Raw genomic sequence first — 17475 nt, 5'->3', positions numbered from 1 at the left:
GCTCCGGACGGCCCGGGACCAGCTTCACCGGCATACCTGACACCTGCTGTCAGGTATGCCCCGACGACCGGTCACAATGGCCCGGTGCGCGCCGACCGGCTCCTCGCCCTGCTCCTGCTGCTCCAGAACCGCGGCCGGCTGACCGCCCCCGAACTCGCGGCGGAGCTGGAGGTCTCGGTCCGCACGGTCTACCGCGACGTCGAGGCACTCGGCGCGGCGGGTGTCCCGGTGATCGCGGACCGCGGGCCCGCCGGCGGCTACCGCCTACTGGACGGCTACCGCACCCGGCTCACCGGGCTGACCGACGCCGAGGCCGGCTCGCTCTTCCTCGCCGGCGCCCCCGGACCGGCTCGTGACCTGGGCTTCGGCGCGGTGCTGGCCACCGCACAGCTCAAGCTGCGGGCCGCGCTGCCGGGCGAGTTGGCCGAGCGGGCCCAACGGATCCAGGACCGGTTCCACCTCGACGCCTCCGCCTGGTTCCGGGAGGCCGACCCGGTCCCCCACCTCACCCGGCTCGCCCGGGCGGTCTGGGACCAGCGCGTGCTGCGGACGCACTACCGCCGCTGGCGCGGCGAGGTGCACCGCGAGCTTCGGCCGCTCGGCCTGGTGCTCAAGAGCGGCATCTGGTACCTGGTAGCGCAGACCGCCCGGCCGGATCCGGAGGAGAGCATCCACAGCTACCGGGTGTCGCGCTTCCTGGCCGTGGACGTCACCGAGGAGTGCTTCGACCGCCCACCCGGCTTCGACCTGGCCGCCCACTGGGCGGACTCCGCCGACCGTCTGACGGCCGCGCTGCACCAGCAGACCGCGCGGCTGCGGCTCTCCCCGCAGGGCCGGCGGCTGTTGCCCACTCAGTTCGGTGCGGCCGGCGGCCGGGCCCTCGCCACCGCCGGACCGCCGGACGAGGAGGGCTGGGTCGAGGTGGACCTCCCGGTCGAGTCCACCGCCGTCGCGGTCGGCGACCTGCTCCGGCTCGGCGCCGAGGCCGAGGTCCTGGCCCCGCCCGAACTCCGCGCGGCCCTCGCCCACACCGTGACCACCCTGGCCGCCCGCTACGGCGCCTCGCCGGCATGACGCCCGGCCCGGTCGGCGGCGGGGCGGCCCGGACGCACCGTACGAGACGATGACGGACGGGATCACGACGACCTCGCGGTCTGCTACGACCCCGACGGCGAGGAGGACGAGGCCTGACCGCTGCCGACGACGGCAGCGGCCTGACCTCCCGCCACCCGCCGGAACGGCCCGCTGGAGACCCGTGCTCCAGGAGGCCGTCCGTCACCTCACGCCCCGCACCGAACCAGGGCATCGGGGCAGCATCCGGCGCGGGGCCGACGCCCGACACGCCCGTGCCGCGGCCGGCCCGTGGTCAGTAGCCGGCGGCGCCGCCGCGCGGGGTCGTCACGATGGTGCGGGAGCGGTCCGAGGTGACGATCGTCCGGAAGACCAGGTCGACGCGCAGGATGACCGGAGCGGTCCGGTACGGCGAGTCCGACTCTCACAAGGGCAGCGCCTGCTCGATGACCTCCCAGGCCCCCTCGGTGTCGCCCGTGGCGATGAGGGCGCGTGCGCGGTCCAGGGCCTGCTGGAACGCGGGCGCTTCGGGCAGTATCGGCGGTACGTAGCGTGCCGCGCGCGACATGAGGACGTCGAGCTCGGAGCGGGCACGCGCTCCTGGTGACGGCGCCGAAGCCGGGGTGCGGCTCAGGCTCCTCCCCACTGCTGGCCCATCCACAAGCACGCGGTCCATTCGCCGTCCGGTCCGACGACGCTCGCGTCGAGCAGCCAGTAGTCGCCGTCGGCGGGCCCCGGCACGAGGAGACAGGACCCGAGGTGCCGCGCGAGGTCCTCGTCGGCCGACCAGAAGTCGTAGAGCTCGGGCTTCACTTCCGGGAGCCAGCCGACCTCGTCCACCTTCAGCAGCTCGTAGAGCAAGGGGTCGATGTTGCGCCAACCGTTGCTGGCGAGCGTGAAGTTGCGGTAACTCGGCGGCAGTCGGACGCCGATGCGCTCCTCGGCCGCGCGGACCGCCTCCTCCGCGGCCGGCTCGTAGCCGAGCCATCGGTTCTCCAGCCGGACGTCGTCGAAATCGGCCAACTCCTCTTCGTCGGCCACCCGTGGGTAGTCGTCGCTGTAGCCGCGCAGGAACTCCTGCCATTCGGGCAGGGTCACCGGTACGGACTGCCTCGTGTTCGCTCCGTTGTCCATCGGCTTGGACGCCTTCGTCACCGTTGATGAAGGACACGGCCGGACGGAGCGGCCCGGTTCACGGACCGCTGCCGGATCGAACCGCCCTCGGGGACGGACCGGGGGTTCCCCGGGCTACGCCCCCGCCGCCACGACCCTGAGCTCGCCGAGCGATTCCCGGATGTAGTGCGAGAGCTCCTGTTCGTTGTCGGTGTTGATCCAGCGCTCGAACGCGATCTTGAAGACGGCGACCCCGGTCTCGGCCGCCAGACTCGCGCCGGGCTCCGCGACACCGCGCCGGCGCAGCGCCTGGGTGAGCGCCGCGGACAGGGCCGCGAGCTTGCTCAGCTCGCGCTCCTGCAGCTCCGCGTTGGCGGCGATGACGGCCTGACGCTGCCGGGCGAACTCGTGGCGCTCCTGGAACTCGGCGGATACCGCGAGGAGGGCCGCGGCCACGACGTCGATGGGCGCGGCGGAGCCGGGCGCAGCGTCGGCGGCGCCCACCAGGAGCTCCTGCAGCTGGCCCGAACCGGCGAAGAGGACCTCGCGCTTGTCCGCGTAGTGCCGGAAGAACGTCCGCTCCGTCAGGCCCGCCCGCTTGGCGATCTCCGCCACGGTGACCTGCTCGAAGCCGCGCTCCAGGTACAGCTCCAGTGCCGCCCGCGCGAGGCGGCCGCTTGCGTTCGGCTCCCATCGACCCATGACCGAATTCTAAGTGGATGACATTGACTGACATCAGAGGTACTGTGATGTCAGTTACTGACATCGACCGCCCCGCCTTCCGACGGGTTCCACGCGTCCCGGCGAGGAGGGCGGTCGACTGAGTTGGAGGTCCTTCTCATGCGCGTCTTCGTCACCGGAGCGTCCGGCTGGATCGGCTCCGCCGTCGTTCCCGAGCTCATCGCCGCAGGGCACACCGTCGTCGGGCTCGCCCGCTCCGAGACCTCGGCCGCCGCCCTCACCGCGGCCGGGGCCGAGGTGACCCGCGGCACCCTCGACGACCTCGACACCCTGGGCAGCACGGCGGCCGCGTCCGACGGCGTGATCCACCTCGCGTTCAAGCACGCCATCGCTTTCACCGGGGACTTCCAGGGCGCCGCTGACGCGGACCGCCGCACCATCGAGACCGTCGGCGAAGCGCTCGCCGGTTCCGACCGGCCCTTCGTCATCGCCTCCGGGACGCTCGGAGTCTCGCCGGGGCGGGTGGCCACCGAGCAGGACGGCCGAGGTCTCGACTCGCACGCGGTCCCGCTGATCGACGGCGCCAACGCGCGCCTCTCGAACGCGCAGCTGACTCTCGCCCTCGCCTCCCGCGGCGTCCGCTCGTCCGTCCTGCGGCTCCCTCCGACCGTGCACGGCGACGGCGACCGCGGCTTCGTGGCCTACCTGGTCGGCATCGCCCGTGCCAAGGGCCTCTCCGGCTACCTCGGCGACGGGTCCAGCCGCTGGCCCGCCGTCCACCGGCTCGACGCCGCTCGCCTGTTCCGCCTCGCGCTGGAACAGGCCCCGGCCGGATCGGTGCTGCACGCCATCGCCGACCAGGGCGTCCCGATCCGCAGCATCGCCGAGGTGATCGGCCGCCACCTCGACCTCCCCGTGGCCGCGGTCCCCACCGAGCGGGCGGACGAACACTTCACCTGGCTGGCCCGACTCCTGGCGGCCGACAGCCCGGCGTCGAGCACGCTCACCCGCGAGCTCCTCTCCTGGCAGCCCACCCAGCCGGGGCTCGTCGACGACCTCGACCAGGGCCACTACTTCCGCGACGCCGCTCAGCACGGGGCCCAGGCGGACTGAGCGACCGTGTTCAGCCGGGGTCCACGACCAGACCCCGGGGGCGCGCCGGCTCGGTGCGCCCCCGCAGGCGGTCGCCGGCCGGGCCCGGACGGCGCGCGAGGTTCCGGCCGGGTGCGCGCCACCCGGCCGGTCCTATCGGAAGTCCACGTCGCACACGGAGAGGAAGAACTCGCCGGTCTTGCGGCCGTTGCCGCCGTCGGGCGTGTCCGGGCCTCCGTGTCCTCCCCAGATCTCCACCAGCGCGGCTCGACCGCTGCGGTACGGGAGGGTCGAGAACTCCCAGTGGGTGGAGTCCTGTTCGCCGGAGCCATGGACCTCGACCAGGAACGGTGTCGGGTCCACGTCCTCCCAGGAGAGGCCGTTGACCGGATCCCAGCCCGGACGGGTGATGAACCAGCGGTGGGACCAGGTCTCGCCCGTGTGGTAGGCCATGTAGTCGTAGCCGAAGGTGTGCGTGTCGGCGCCGGCTTCCAGCGTGGTCAGGGGCCAGTCGCCCCGGCTGCCGCCGGGGACCAGGTCGAGTCCCTGGAACGCCTTGTTGCCGGTGGAGGCGACGGTGTTGCCGCCGAAGAACTTGCGGTACTCCAGGTACCGCAGGTCGTAGTTCCAGGGGTAGTCGGCGAGCATCCGGTCCGCGCCCGGAAGGACCTCGTGCCAGTCGGTGCTGGTGTTGAGGCTCCGTGCCTCGACGCAGATCGAGGAGGGGTCCTCGTCCCGGATCGCGGCAGCGGCCCGGCTGCGCGGGTGGTCGACGGTGCCGTGCCGGGGCGCGACACCGGTGGCGGCCGGGGCGTTGGTGCGTGGTGCCGGGGCCGACCACGGCCGGGCGTCCTCCCGTCGGACCGTCACCTCGTCGGTGAAGGGGGTGTACTGGCCGTCCGCCTTGGCCCGGATCTTGACGCGGTAGTCCGCCTCCGGCTCCTCGCCCAGGTCCACCCAGTGGGAGTTGGCCAGTGACCAGTCCCAAGCCGGCCAGTAGAGGTAGACGGTCTGCCGTGCCTCGCCGTTGATCCACACCTCATACCGGTGGGGGTAGGGCGCGTCACCGTTGTTCCAGTCCTCCGGCGGGGGCCAGGTCGGGTGGTCGGGCTGGTTGTCCCCGATCCGCCAGCGCAGATGGATGCCGTACATGGTGTAGCCGCCGTCGGCGCGGTGCTTGATGTCGGCGCGCAGCTCGGCCGGGGTGGCGCTGGTGGCACTGCTCTTCATGATGTCCTCTTCTCCTTCAAGCGGGCGTTCCCGTTGGCACGTTGCCGGAAGCCGTGTGCGACCCCGCCGGCTCCGGCGTGTGCACCCCGTGGCTGGAGGCACGCCGGACACCCCGCCCGATATCGGCCCGCCCGGGGAACCGGTGGCGTGCGGCTGCCGGATTCATGGCCAAGGTCCTAGCCACACCGGGTGGCGGCCACACCGGGAGAGCGGGGATTCGCCCGGACAGGCGATGGCGTGAGATCGATTGGCCACGGACGGCCCAAACGGTCGAAGCTCCCGACGCTGCCCCGACAAGCGCGGTACGGCAGCCGGCCACGTGACGAACGAGCTGCCTCAGGCACCGTCCGGATCCCCCCGGCACCGCCGTCACCCGGTTCGGCGGGAGAATCGGCGACGGTCTTCCGGTCGTCCTGAAGATCACCCGTGGCCCCGCGGGCGATAGAGTGCCGCCCCGACCTGAACAGACGGCCACCGGGGGAAATCACGCATGAGCGTCATCCTGTTCAATCTCACGACCGCAGCCCTGATGGTGCTGATGTTCAAGTGCGGCATGGCCCTGATCGGCCCGGACACGATCAGTCGCCGACCGCTGCCGTGGGCCGCGGTGGGGCTGACCGCACTCGCCGTGGCCGCGGTGATCCTCCAGCTGAGCTGGTCCGGTGCGATGGCGGCCCTCGACAGCGACCCGAGCAAGTCCGGTTGGTGGCGTGTGCTGACCGCCACCTTCATGCAGAACGGCGGGGCCTCCGGTGCCCTCTGGAACATCGTCACCCTGGCTGCGGTCGCCGCCCTGGCCCAGTGGTTCTGGGGTGGTCCGGCGATGGTGGGCCTGTTCCTGGCGGGCATCGTCCTCCCGCAGCACATCGACTCCCTCTTCGGCGACAGCAGCCGGAGCACCGATCCCCGCAACTTCGCCGGGAGTTCCGGAGCGACCTACTTCCTGGCCGCCACTCTGGCCGCCGGCCTGCTGGTGCGCGCCGCCAACCGTTCGGAACGGCTGCTCGCGCTCAGCGTGCCGCTCGTCGGCCTCGCCCTGTGGGTGACCCAGAGCAACGGGCACGGACTCGTGAGCGTCTACGGTCTCGGACTCGGCCTGGCGGCTCTCCCGCTGCGCGCCCGCACCGCTCGCGGGGCCGGGAGGACGCCCGACGGGGCACCGAGCGAGCAGCTCGGCCAGGAGGCCTAGCACCGCATCAGACGTCGCGTTCCCCCAGGGCCACCCGCGCCGACGCGCCACAGCGGACCGGGACGACGCGGATGCCGCCCGCACAGTCCCCGCACCACCGACGGGTCGGAGACCAGGCAGGCATCCGGCCCGCCCCCGTCGGCCCGCTTTGGTGCGTCCGCGCCGGTGCGTCGGTGGTGACTCCAGCTGGTCGATCGTCAGTACCCGGTGGTGCCGGTCAGCCGTCGCCGTCCCTTCTGCCGGCCGCGGGACCACGACGGGTACGGGATCAGGGCCCGGCCGGGCGCCGGGCCGCCGCGAAGGCGCGGAAGCGGCGGGCCTGCGGTGGCAACGGGTGGTCGCGGCGCCAGGTGAGGCCGGTGGTGCGGTAGGCGTCCGGGGTGGACAGCGGGAGCAGGTGGATGCCCGGGTGGCCGACGGCGGCGTTGGCCGGGACGAGCGCCAGCCCCTGCTGCGAGGCGACCGCCGCCACGATCTCGGCGACCGTGCCCGCCTCCCCGGCCACGGGGGCGGTCAGACCGGCCCGGTCGAAGATCCGGCAGGTGATCTCGCGCAGGCCGACGTCCTGGCGCATGATGACGAACCGCTCGTCGACCAGATCGGTCAGCTGGAGCGCGCGGGCCGCCGCGCTTGCGATGAGCGGATGACCGGCCGGGACGGCCAGAAGCAGCGGCTCCTCGCCCAGCGGCAGCCAACCGTACCCGGGCAGGGAGGGCTGCGGACTCGTGATCGCGAGCTCCGCCGAGCCTTCTCCCAGCAGGTCCAGCACGCCGACGGCGGAGTCCTGGCGCACCCGGACGGGCGCGTCCGGCGACTGCCGCCGGTAGGCCTCCAGTACCTCCGGCACCAGCCAGCCGCCCAGCGAGTGCGCGTACGCCAGGCGGAGCGGATCCGCCGGGGGCGGGAGCAGCGCGGCCATCTGGTCCTGCGCGGACTCCAGCTCCTCCAGCGCGCGGCGGGCGTGCCGCCGGTAGATCCGGCCGGAACGGTTGAGCCGCAGCCGGTTCCGGTCCCGGTCGAAGAGCGGTGTGCCGAGCTGGTGTTCCAGGCGCCCGATCGCCCGGGAGAGGGTCGGCTGGGTGGTCCCGACCAGGGCCGCCGCGTCGGTGACGTGCTCGGTCTCGGCAACGGCCAGGAACCAGCGCAGTTCTTCCGTGATCACCCTGACATTATGCGCGCGGCGCATGATCCGTCGTCGGGAAGGGCATTTCCGTCCGCCCGGCGGCGCGGGCGAAGCTTTCCCCGGACACCACACCGATGCCGTACCACGGAGGTTTAGACATGTCTGACGAACCGACCACCTTGAGCACCGAGGAGCGCATCGCCATGGCCGACCGGTTCCGCACCGGCCTGGTGACGGCGGACTGGGAGCTGATCCGCTCGCTGCTCACCGAGGACGCGGTCTGGACACTCCCCGGTGACAACAGGATCTCCGGCACCGTCCGTGGCGCCGAGGCCATCATCGAACGGCTCCGCCTGATCGCCGGCTACGGCGTGAACTTCGACTTCCAGCGGACGCTGGTCAGCCGGGACAACTTCGCCCTGTCGCTGCACAACACGGCCGTACGCGACGGACGCGTGCTCGACGAGCACCTGGCCACCGTGTGCTTCCTGCGCGGCGCCCGGATCGGCGCGATCGAGACGTACCTGTCGGACGTCCCGGGGATGAACGCGTTCTTCGTCTGACGACCACCGGCACCGACTGCGGCGGTCACCGGCTCGGGCGCCGACGGCAACGGGTCGGTGCTGCTGGACACGCCTGCCACCCCGGCACCGGACAGGCCTGCGGCAGCACCGGCACGAGCACCCGCCGACCGTCCGTCAGCACGGCCGCCACCACCGGGCGGAGGCCGTCCCCCTCCGCCCGGCGACCGGCACAGGCCGCCCGACACGGCTGCACACCGCCGTGGGCGCCGGGACGGCCCCGGCCGCCAGCACCGCAACGGCGGCCGGGGCGGCGGCGACCACGTGATCAGACCAGGGCCGCCTCGATCAGGTCGGCGGCCTTGGCCGCACCGCCGCCCGCGCGCACCTCGCGGCTGATCTCGGCCAGCCGGGCCGCCACCGCCGGGTCACCGGTCAGTTCCAGCACGGCGGAGCGCAGCGCCCCGGCGGTGGCCTCGGCGGTGTCCAGCCGGCGTCCGACGCCCAGCTCGACCAGCCGGTCCGCGTTGCCGAACTGGTCGGCGGCCTGCGGCACCGCGACCATCGGCAGCCCGCAGTACAGGCCCTCGCTGCACCCGCCCATCCCGGCGTGGGTCACGAAGGCGTCCGCCTGCTGGAGCACGGCGAACTGCGGCACCCACCGGTGCACCTCGACGTTGGCCGGGATCTCCCCCAGCTCGGCCAGGTCGGTCGCCTTGCCGACCTGGAGTACGACGTGCCAGCCGGGCAGATCGCCGAAGGCCTTCAGGCACTCGCGGTAGAAGCCGGGCTGGTGGGTGAAGGCCGAACCGAGCGAGATCAGCAACACCTTCTCCACGCCCGCCGGGCGGGTCCAGCCGCCCTGGTGCTCGCGGGGCCCGAGGCAGGGCCCGGCGAAGGAGAAGACCTCGGGATCCACCAGGTCGATGTTGGACTGGAACGCCCGCGGGATGACCGCGATCCCGCGATCCGGGTGCAGCATGTACGCGAAGGGGTCGCGGGGCTCCAGCCCGTTCTCGACCAGCCACTGCGCGAACCGCTCCGGGTACCGATCCGCCGCCAGGCTTTCCCGCATCATCCTGAAGCGGTCGTCCATGTCCTTCTCGAAGCCGTCCCAGGCGACCATGGACGGCAGGATCGCTATTGACGGCAGGCCCCAACCGTCTGCCAGCACCCGGCCCACGTACGCCATGAAGTCGTACAGGACGAGGTCGGGCCGGTCGTCCTGGAACGCCTCCCGCATCCGGGGCAGCATCACCTTCGCGTCCTCCAGGATCATGCCGTGCACCTTGGCCGCGGCGTCGACGGCGACCGCGCCCTTGAGGAACGGCACGGTCGTGTCGTGGGGCACGATCCGGGCGCCGGTGGACTCGATCTGCTCGGCGAACGACGGGTCGTTGACGTAGCTGACCCGGTGACCGCGGGCGACCAGCTCCCGCATCACCTCCAGGCTGGGGTTGACGTGGCCGTGCGCCGGGATGTTGACCATGGCGATGTGTGCTGGGCGAGACATACCGCGTCCTCTCGTCATACGTCGTTGACGTCCTATACCCGGCAGCCTGACTCGCCGTCAGCTCAACTGTCAAAGCGGTACCTTCGTCCCGCCCGGGGTTCGAGGACGGGGTGCGGCGGGGTGCCGCCGGCCGTGCCGGAGTACGCGGATGGGCGGCAGGTGTGCGAGCCCCGACCTCGGTGGGCCCACCACGCATGTGTGGCCTGCCCGCCGGTGACCCCGTCGAGTGATCCGGCCACCGCCGCGACGTCCCTGTTGCTAGGCCGGCGTGGACTCTGACTGTGCGTCGAGGAGACCGAACATGCTGGCGGACGACGACATCTCCGGGTGATACCCGGACAGGCCACCGCCCGGTGCGTGGAAGCACCGCCGTCGTGGCTTCGTCGTCGTCCCTCTTTCCGCCAGTCTGCTCCGAGGCAGAAGTGTCATTCCTGCCTCCCTCCCCACGAGGTCACCTCCATGTCCGGTGCCTTCGTCGTCTGCTCGAACCCGTCCTTCACCTGGCCCGACGACACCCCCGTCTTCCAGGGCCTGTCCTTCGCCCTCGGCTCCGGCCACACCGGCCTCGTCGCACCCAACGGCACGGGCAGGAGCGCCCTCCTCAAGCTCATCGCCGGCCGCCTGCGGCCCGGCACCGGGTCGGTCTCCGTGACCGGCACCCTCCGCTACCTGCCGCAGAGCCTCCCCCTCACAGGCGACCTCACCGTCGCCGAGGTGCTGGGCGTCGCCGCGATCACCCAGGCCATCGAAACCACGCCTCCCCTCAGGGGAGTTCGGGTCGCTATTTCAGGGACTCGTCGGGGGTCCACCCGGATGCCGCGCCCCGCACCCATGGGAAGAATCGCCGTCATGAAGGGTCGTGTCCCGCCTTGTGGTGTAGCCGATCTTGCTTGAGATCTTCACGGATGCTCGGCTAACGAGAAGCCGGACAGCGCGCCCGGACCGAAGCCCACAGGCTGACGGCCCGTCAAGCCAGGCGGGGGCTCCTCGAAGCCGGGATTCCGGTCGTGAACTGCGCTTTTGTCACCTTGATCGGCTACACCACGAGGCGGGACACGATCTCATGAAGGCGAACCGACGAGTGGCCAGGTACGCGGTGGGCTTCGCCACCGCCGCGGTGATCATCCCCCTGAGTGTGTCGGCTCCGGCTGTCGCGGCACCCGCCGCGACACCGCTGACGGCTTCGAGCACGCCGGCAGCCCGGACGGCGAGCGCGTTGTCGCTGCCGCGGCCGACCGGACCGTACGCGGTCGGTCGCGACACCCTGCACCTCGTCGACCCGCGGCGCACCGATCCCTGGGTACCGCGGTCAGGGCCGCGACAGTTGATGGTGGACCTCTACTACCCCGCCATCGCCGACAGTGGCACGCCCGCTCCGTACATGAGCACCGCCGAAGCAGCGGCATTGATCAACTACGCTGGTCTGTCCGGGCCCCTCGCACCGACCACCCTCGCCGGCACCCGCACCTGGGCCCGGGTCAACGCGGCGCCGGCTCGCGGCCGCTACCCGCTCGTCGTGCTGTCCCCCGGCTTCACGATGCCCCGCTACACCCTCACCGCCCTCGCCGAGGATCTGAGCAGCCGGGGATTCGTGGTGGCCACCGTCGACCACGCCTACGAATCGGCGGCCACCCAGTTCCCCGGCGGCATCCTGCCCTGCGCGGCGTGCGACGAGTACGACGCCGGTACCATCACCCAGGCGCGGATCGCCGCCACCCGCGCCCAGGACGTGTCCTTCCTGCTCACCCAACTCACCGGCCCGAACCCGGTGTGGCGGTACGCCGGCCTCGTCAACCCGGCGAGGATCGGCATGGCCGGCCACTCCATCGGCGGTGACGCGACCCTGACCACCATGCTCGCCGACCGGCGCGTGCTGGCCGGCGCCGACCTCGACGGCCCCATCACCCCACCGGTTCCCACGACCGGCATCGACGGTCGCCCGGTCCTGCTGATGGCGGCCGCGGCCCCGAGCAGCCCGGACATCCTGCCGACCTGGACCAGCAGTTGGCCGGAGCTGAACGGGTGGAAGCGGTGGCTCACCGTCGCCGGCGCGGACCACTACACCTTCACCGACCTGGACTACCTGGTCAACGAGAGCGGCGTACTGTCCATCCCGAGCGCTCCCAGGTCGATCGTGATCACCACCAGCTACGTCAGTGCCTTCTTCGAACGCCAACTCAAGGGCGTCCGCGAGCCGTTGCTCAACGGGCCCAACCGGGCCTTCCCCGAGGTGACCTTCACCAGCCCCTGACCGGCACGGGTGGCACGAACTCCGCCTCAGCCGTGGCCACCGGCTTCTCCGCGACGGCTGACGACCACCCTCGCACCGCCCGTCACCGGTTCACGCGCGGCGGCCCTGCCCGGTCCACGGGTATCGCCGGTGACGACGCACACCCTGTCCCCGAGTCCCAGGTCCGTTCAGGGCCGCCTCCTGTCCGATTTCTGTCCTATTCCTGTCAGGTCAGCTGTCAGGTGACGCGAACCGCAGGGGCCTCACAGCATCGCCTCCTGAGGTTGCGTGGGCACCACGATGACTGTGGTGGTTCCGGCGGTCAGGGCCGCCTTGAACTCGCGCTCGAGGTCCTGGGTGGTCTCCACCTCGACCGCACGGCATCCGAAGCCGCGGGCCACGGAGGCGATGTCGATCCCGGGCAGGTCGAGTCCCGGAACCCCCGGTGTCTCCTCCAGCACCGCGAACGACTTGAGGATGGAGTACTCGTGGTTGCGCATGACCACGTACACGATCGGGAGGGCGTGCTGCGCCGCCGTCCAGATGGCCTGCACGGAGTACTGGAAGGAGCCGTCGCCGATCAGGCCGACCACCGGCCGTTCGACGCCCAGCTCCCGGTCGCCGAGCGCGACGCCCACTGCGGCGGGGACGGCCCAGCCGATACCGCCACTGGCCGTGGCGAAGAACGATCCGGTCCTGACCGTCGGCAGCCACTCCACCTGCTGCGCCATCGTGGAGGTCGATTCGTTGACGATCACCGCGTCGGGCGGCCGGACCCTGCTCAGGGCGGCGTAGACCTCCGGCGGGGTCAGCGGGCTGTTCGGCGCCTGCGGCAGGACCCGGGGCCGCGCCATCGGCTCCGGGGCGGTCCGCGTCGACCCCTCGGCGACCAGGTTCAGGAGCAGCTCGATCGCCGCCCCGGGATCGCCCAGGAGGCTGTCGCCCACCCGCGCCGCCGCGGCAACCCCCGGATCGCCGGTGATCTGCAGGAGCTCCGTTCCCTCGGGGAGGTAGGGACCGGGCACATAGGGGTAGTACCGGAACACCTCGGCGCCGATCACGACCACCAGGTCGTGTCCCGCCAGCCGATCGCCGATGGTCTTCACCGACATGCCGAGTGGGCCGCCGAAGAGGGGGTGGTCCTCCGGGAAGGAGGCGCGGTCCAGCAGCGGGGCGCCGTAGACGGCGGCGCGCAGCTTCTCCGCCAGGGCGACGGCCGCTTCCCAGCCGCCGCTGCGGTCGACCTCCGGCCCGAAGACCAGCGCGGGACGACGGCTGGCGGAGATGCGATCGGCGAAGCCGCGCAGCCGCTCCGGGTCGGGGACGACGCGGTCGCTGATCTTCCGCAGCCGGGTGAACCCGGACAGCGGCTGCTTCCAGTCGTCCATGGGGATCGACAGGTAGACCGGTCCCGCCGGCGGCTGCAAGGCCTCCGCGTAGGCGCGCATGAACGCCTCGGGGACGTCTTCGGCGCGGGCCGGCTCGTAGGACCACTTCACCCACGGCTTCGGCAGTGTGACCGCGTCGCGGTTGCCGAGATACGGCTCCCCGATCACGAGTTCCCGGTGCTGCTGCCCCGAGGTGATGATCAGGGGTGTGTTGCCGTGGTAGGCCGCCACCAGGTTTCCGATGGCGTTGCCGACACCGGCCGAGGAGTGCACGTTGACCAGTGCGGGGCGGCCGGTGACCTGGGCGAAGGTGTCGGCCATCGCGATGACGGACGCCTCTTGCAGGGCCAGGACGTAGCTGAAGTCCGCGGGGAAGTCCTGCAGGAAGGGCTGTTCGGTGGAGCCGGGATTGCCGAAGACCGTGGTGAGCTTCAGAGTCCGCAGCAGGTCGTAGGTCACGCTGTGGACAGTGGACTGGTCAGTCATGATTGCCACCGACTTTCGTGCTGGAGTCGGGCGCCCGGTCAGCGGCCCGTCCGGTACGGCGAGGTGCTGGTTGGAAGGCGCAGGCCGTTCGGTGACGACATGTTAGTAGACGGTCACGGTCCGTGGATCAGTGTGCGCGGAAGTGGCGTGGCGGGTTCGGCCAGAACTCGCCACCTGTCGTCGGCCCGTCTCGCCCTGGACGAGTAAGACCGCTGCCTGCGTGGTGAGTTGAGCCATGCGCTGGTGGCAGGTGATGACCGCTGCGAGGTCGCAGCGGGCCGGGTCGAGGAGGTGGCCGGGTTCCGAGCGCGGTAGCCGGCGAGCCCGCTCCAGCTCGTCGCAGGCGGGGTCGGCCGACCCCCTCGACGCCGCCCGGCTTCCGCCCGATCGCGGGCGCTCGGTCAGGTGCTCTCCCCCAGCCGCGCGGAGAGCTTCGCGAGGGCGTCCAGACGGCGCTGCAGGGTGGGGTGGGTGGAGAAGAGGTTGGCCAGGCTGGCTTCTTGGTTGAGGGCGGGGGCGAAGAAGAAGGCGTTGAAGGCTTGGGCGGTGCGCAGGTCCTTGGTGGGTATGCGGGCGATGTCTCCGCTGACCTTGATCAGCGCGGAGGCCAGTGCGGAGGGGCGCCCGGTGAGCTGGGCCGCGGAGCGGTCGGCGGCCAGTTCGCGGTAGCGGGACAGGGTCCTGATCAACAGGAAGCTGAGCACGTAGACGGCGGCGGAGACGACCAGGACTCCGGCGATCAGCAGGACGGTGTTCTGGTCGCGTCGCCCGCGCCCGCCGAACAGCTCCGAGTAGAACGCGAATCGGACCATCAGTCCGGCGAGCACGCCGAGGAAGGACGCGATCGTGATGACCGCGACGTCGCGGTGGGCCACGTGGGACAGCTCATGGGCCAGGACGCCTTCCAGTTCCTCTCTCTCAAGGCGGCGCAGCAGGCCGGTGGTGACGCACAGGACGGCGCGGTCGGCGTTGCGGCCGGCGGCGAAGGCGTTGGGCAGGTCCATCTCGGAGAGGGCGATGCGGGGCTTGGGCATGTCGGCGATCGCGCACAGCCGGTCGACGGCACCGTGCAGGTACGGCTGATCCTGCGGGGTGACTTCGTGGGCGTGCATGGCGAACAGGGCGATCTTGTCGGAGTACCAGTACTGGACGGCGAGTAGGCCGCCGGCGATGACCACGACCAGGGCCACCGACTTCAGCAGGGCGATCAGGGCGGCGATGAACGCCACGTACAGCAGTCCGAGCAGGAAGACGACGGTCAGCATCCGCACGGTGAGCTGCCGGTCGGGAGCGTAGCGGGAACGCATGGCACTCACCCCGGGACCGGGTCCTCACCGGACAGCAGCACGGTAGCCCGGCCTGGGGTCATGTCCTGGTCCGGCCGGTGTACGGCGTCGAGCGGTGCCGGGAGCGCGGTGGCGGACGCGGCCCTGTCACCGGATCCGGTGGCCGACTCCTGGGTGGCGTCCGGTCCGTCGAGCTCGCCCAGGGGCTGCTCGGCGACCTCGTACCGGCCCTCGTCGGGAATCCGCACGATCATGGCTCGGCCTCCTGGTGGTCCCGCGGCGTGCGCGGGGCGGGCTTGTCCTCCAGGGCGGGTGGGGCGGAGGCCGCCGGCAGCTCGGCCTTCATCCGAGCGAGCTCGGCCTCCACGTCGCCGCCCGCCGTGATGGCGTCCAGCCGGGACTGCAGGTCGTCCTGAGCGACGGGCGCGGTGGCGTCCTCGAGTGCGCCGGAGGCCATCAGCTCGTCCAACGCACCGGCGCGGGCCTGCAGCTGCTCGGTCTTGTCCTGGGCGCGCTGGATAGCCATGCCCACGTCACCCATCTCCTCCGAGATGCCGGTGACCGCCTCGCCGATGTGGGTCTCGGCCTCGGCGGCGGTGTAGGACGCCTTGATCGTCTCCTTGCGGGTACGGAAGGCGTCGACCTTCGCCTGCAGCCGCTGGGAGGCCTGGGTCAGTTTCTCCTCCTCCGCCTGCAGGGAGGCCTCCTGGGCTTCCAGGTCGCCGCGCTGGGCGAGTGCGGCGGTGCGGCGGGTCAGCGCCTCCCGGGCCAGGTCTTCCCGGCCTACGGCCAGCGCCTGCTGGGCCTGGCCCTGCAGTTTCTCGGCGGACTGGTCCAGCCCGGCCAGCTGCAGTTCGACCCGTTTGCGGCTGGTGGCCACATCCGCCACCCCGCGGCGGACCTGCTGGAGCAGCTCCACCTGCTTGGCGTAGGAGTAGTCCAGCGCCTCCCGGGGATCCTCGGCGCGGTCCAGCACCTTGTTCGCCTTGATCTTGAACAGTGCCGCTATACGGCGAAGGATGCTCATGCCTCACCCACGTCCTTTCCGGGACAGGCAGAGGGCCCGCTGCGCCCGCTACGGTCCTCACTGCCACCCTCCCCCCTCTCCTGCCACAGGTAAAGGGGCCGCACGGTCCCCTCCGGCAGACTGCTGGGCCCCCACCCCGGTACCGGTTCCGGGGGCCGGCGCGCCACGACGCGGACGAGGACGTCGTCATCGGACCGGGAGGTGCGCCATGGCCCGGTTCTTCCGGAGTGGGCCCGCCCCACCGACCCCGCCCACCTCAACGGCGAGCACGCCCAGACGTTCCAGGACATCGGCGACAGTGCCACCGCCGAGACCCACGCCCGCCTCTCCATCGACTACGCCCGCGCACAGCAGCGCGCCCGCTGCGGCGCCATCTCCCAGGCCGCCCTCACGGTCTCCCACCTCAAACGCCGGGACCTCGAAGCCGCCCACGTCGCCAGCGTCCGCACCCTCGACTTGACCCGCCAGGTCCAGTCCTCCCGCGCCGTCGAAGCCGTGCCGAACCTCCGGCGCCAGATGGGCCCGTTCGGCCGGCACCCGCTCGTCGCCGACTTCGACCAACAGGCCCTGGCTCCCCTGGCCGCGGACCCCGCCGACACGACGATCCCCCTTCCCGAGAACCGGGGAGGGGAGGAAGTCAATTGGTCACGTAGCCCGTTGGGAACGTCTCTGCCTGGATGACCGGGTTCGGTAGGGCCACCGCCGGGGCTCCCGTCACGATGGTGGTACTGGCGGGTCCGGTCGGGCCGGTCAGGCCGGACGGTCCGGTCCCACCAGGGGAATCGGTCCACATACGCGGCCCGTCGCGCTCCCCCGCGCCCATTCCCCGAGGGGGAACCGTGAGGAGCACTCTTCGTCGACTCGCCGGAGCAGCAGCCGCGATGGGCCTGGCCGCCGGACTCGGCATCGCCGGCACCGGTAGTGCGAGCGCAGTCACCATCGCCAACGAGTGGCAGATCGGCGCCGACTACCAGGTCACCTCCTGGTACGGCAGCACCCCCAGTGCCTGGACGACTCGCAGTACGGGGTCCGCGGGTACGCGTGCAACGGGCCCTCCCAGGACGCCGGCTACCAGGGCTGGTGGCTGTACCCGTACTGGTCTCCGTTGCCACGGAGGCCCCGCAGGCACGAGCCTGCGGGGCCTCCGCCACTCAAACCCCCGGCGCCGGAACCGCGCCTCGCGGTGAGCGCGCGGGAGCGGCGTGCCGGCTCACACGACCGCGCTCAGTGGTGCCAGTTCTGGTAGCGCGAGCCGCTGTACGTCAGGGTGTAGGCCGACCCGGCGTCGTTCGAGTCCAGGTAACGGCTCGTCTGCGCGTCCTGCAGCCACCATATGCCGGCCGCGGAGTCGTCGGTCCAGTACCAGTTCTGCCAGTTGTTGCCGCTGCACGGCAGCGTGTAGAGGGACCCGCTGGCGTTGGAGTCCAGGCAGCGGCCCGTCTGCGCGACTCTCGGTCAGGCCGCCCTCACCGGCGTTCGCGCTGGTCACCTACGCCGCTCCCACCGCCGGCCGGCGGAGTTCCGC

Annotated in this window: 16 protein-coding genes and 1 pseudogene; 7 read left to right on the top strand and 10 right to left on the bottom strand. The window is 71.8% G+C overall.

Annotated features, from left to right (window positions below):
• Nucleotides 1-84: 84 nt before the first annotated feature.
• Nucleotides 85-1074: a helix-turn-helix transcriptional regulator gene (locus ACZ38L_RS20205; protein ID WP_465695156.1), complete on the top strand. Its 990-nt coding sequence runs from the start codon at nt 85-87 to the stop codon at nt 1072-1074.
• 421 nt (nt 1075-1495) lie between these two features.
• On the opposite strand, the gene ACZ38L_RS20200 is transcribed toward ACZ38L_RS20205, so the two are convergent.
• From ACZ38L_RS20200 to ACZ38L_RS20190, 3 genes are all read right to left on the bottom strand, one after another.
• Nucleotides 1496-1717, bottom strand: coding sequence for a hypothetical protein (locus tag ACZ38L_RS20200; protein WP_465695155.1), 222 nt, complete (start codon nt 1715-1717; stop codon nt 1496-1498).
• The gene (locus ACZ38L_RS20195) at nt 1702-2205 is read right to left on the bottom strand and encodes an SMI1/KNR4 family protein (RefSeq protein ID WP_465695154.1); all 504 of its coding nucleotides are present in this window, start codon (nt 2203-2205) and stop codon (nt 1702-1704) included. The genes ACZ38L_RS20200 and ACZ38L_RS20195 overlap by 16 nt, the downstream gene beginning before the upstream one ends.
• A gap of 114 nt (nt 2206-2319) precedes the next feature.
• Nucleotides 2320-2886 carry a TetR family transcriptional regulator gene (locus tag ACZ38L_RS20190; RefSeq protein WP_465695150.1) on the bottom strand — a complete coding sequence of 189 codons (567 nt, stop codon included), beginning with the start codon at nt 2884-2886 and terminating at the stop codon, nt 2320-2322.
• Between the two features lie 138 nt (nt 2887-3024).
• On the opposite strand from ACZ38L_RS20190, the gene ACZ38L_RS20185 reads away from it, so the two are divergent.
• Nucleotides 3025-3978, top strand: coding sequence for an SDR family oxidoreductase (locus ACZ38L_RS20185; RefSeq protein WP_465695145.1), 954 nt, complete (start codon nt 3025-3027; stop codon nt 3976-3978).
• Between the two features lie 132 nt (nt 3979-4110).
• Here the strand turns inward: ACZ38L_RS20185 and ACZ38L_RS20180 are convergent, their stop codons facing one another.
• A complete protein-coding gene (locus ACZ38L_RS20180; protein ID WP_465695141.1) occupies nt 4111-5187 on the bottom strand; it encodes a lytic polysaccharide monooxygenase auxiliary activity family 9 protein in 1077 nt (358 codons plus the stop codon).
• A gap of 490 nt (nt 5188-5677) precedes the next feature.
• Here ACZ38L_RS20180 and ACZ38L_RS20175 point away from each other — a divergent pair, with 490 nt between their 5' ends.
• Entirely contained in the window at nt 5678-6376 is a 699-nt protein-coding gene (locus tag ACZ38L_RS20175; protein WP_465695139.1) for a hypothetical protein, read from the top strand.
• 268 nt (nt 6377-6644) lie between these two features.
• Here ACZ38L_RS20175 and ACZ38L_RS20170 read toward each other — a convergent pair whose 3' ends face one another.
• A complete protein-coding gene (locus tag ACZ38L_RS20170; RefSeq protein WP_465695136.1) occupies nt 6645-7538 on the bottom strand; it encodes a LysR family transcriptional regulator in 894 nt (297 codons plus the stop codon).
• Between the two features lie 119 nt (nt 7539-7657).
• Here ACZ38L_RS20170 and ACZ38L_RS20165 point away from each other — a divergent pair, with 119 nt between their 5' ends.
• Nucleotides 7658-8062 (top strand): nuclear transport factor 2 family protein, encoded by a 405-nt coding sequence (locus ACZ38L_RS20165; RefSeq protein WP_465695134.1) that lies wholly within the window; start codon nt 7658-7660, stop codon nt 8060-8062.
• A 286-nt stretch (nt 8063-8348) separates the two neighbouring features.
• On the opposite strand, the gene ACZ38L_RS20160 is transcribed toward ACZ38L_RS20165, so the two are convergent.
• The gene (locus tag ACZ38L_RS20160) at nt 8349-9551 is read right to left on the bottom strand and encodes a macrolide family glycosyltransferase (protein WP_465695131.1); all 1203 of its coding nucleotides are present in this window, start codon (nt 9549-9551) and stop codon (nt 8349-8351) included.
• Between the two features lie 441 nt (nt 9552-9992).
• On the opposite strand from ACZ38L_RS20160, the pseudogene ACZ38L_RS20155 reads away from it, so the two are divergent.
• Nucleotides 9993-10283, top strand: a pseudogene (locus ACZ38L_RS20155) (ATP-binding cassette domain-containing protein); the annotation flags it as partial.
• Between the two features lie 313 nt (nt 10284-10596).
• Nucleotides 10597-11784 (top strand): alpha/beta hydrolase family protein, encoded by a 1188-nt coding sequence (locus ACZ38L_RS20150; protein ID WP_465695129.1) that lies wholly within the window; start codon nt 10597-10599, stop codon nt 11782-11784.
• 242 nt (nt 11785-12026) lie between these two features.
• On the opposite strand, the gene mdlC is transcribed toward ACZ38L_RS20150, so the two are convergent.
• The 4 genes from mdlC to ACZ38L_RS20130 all read right to left on the bottom strand — a co-directional run bounded on the left by mdlC (nt 12027) and on the right by ACZ38L_RS20130 (nt 15950).
• Nucleotides 12027-13637: a benzoylformate decarboxylase gene (mdlC, locus tag ACZ38L_RS20145; protein WP_465695126.1), complete on the bottom strand. Its 1611-nt coding sequence runs from the start codon at nt 13635-13637 to the stop codon at nt 12027-12029.
• Between the two features lie 401 nt (nt 13638-14038).
• Complete coding sequence (gene htpX / locus ACZ38L_RS20140) at nt 14039-14944, bottom strand: zinc metalloprotease HtpX (protein ID WP_465695121.1); 906 nt, start codon at nt 14942-14944, stop codon at nt 14039-14041.
• 5 nt (nt 14945-14949) lie between these two features.
• Nucleotides 14950-15177, bottom strand: coding sequence for a hypothetical protein (locus tag ACZ38L_RS20135; protein ID WP_465695118.1), 228 nt, complete (start codon nt 15175-15177; stop codon nt 14950-14952).
• Complete coding sequence (locus ACZ38L_RS20130) at nt 15174-15950, bottom strand: PspA/IM30 family protein (protein WP_465695116.1); 777 nt, start codon at nt 15948-15950, stop codon at nt 15174-15176. Before ACZ38L_RS20130 ends, ACZ38L_RS20135 begins: the two co-directional genes overlap by 4 nt.
• 201 nt (nt 15951-16151) lie before the next feature.
• Here ACZ38L_RS20130 and ACZ38L_RS20125 point away from each other — a divergent pair, with 201 nt between their 5' ends.
• Nucleotides 16152-16631 (top strand): hypothetical protein, encoded by a 480-nt coding sequence (locus ACZ38L_RS20125; RefSeq protein ID WP_465695111.1) that lies wholly within the window; start codon nt 16152-16154, stop codon nt 16629-16631.
• Nucleotides 16632-17475 lie beyond the last annotated feature (844 nt).

Source organism: Kitasatospora sp. NPDC024654 (assembly GCF_055559155.1).
This window is presented reverse-complemented; position numbering and strand designations above follow the sequence as displayed.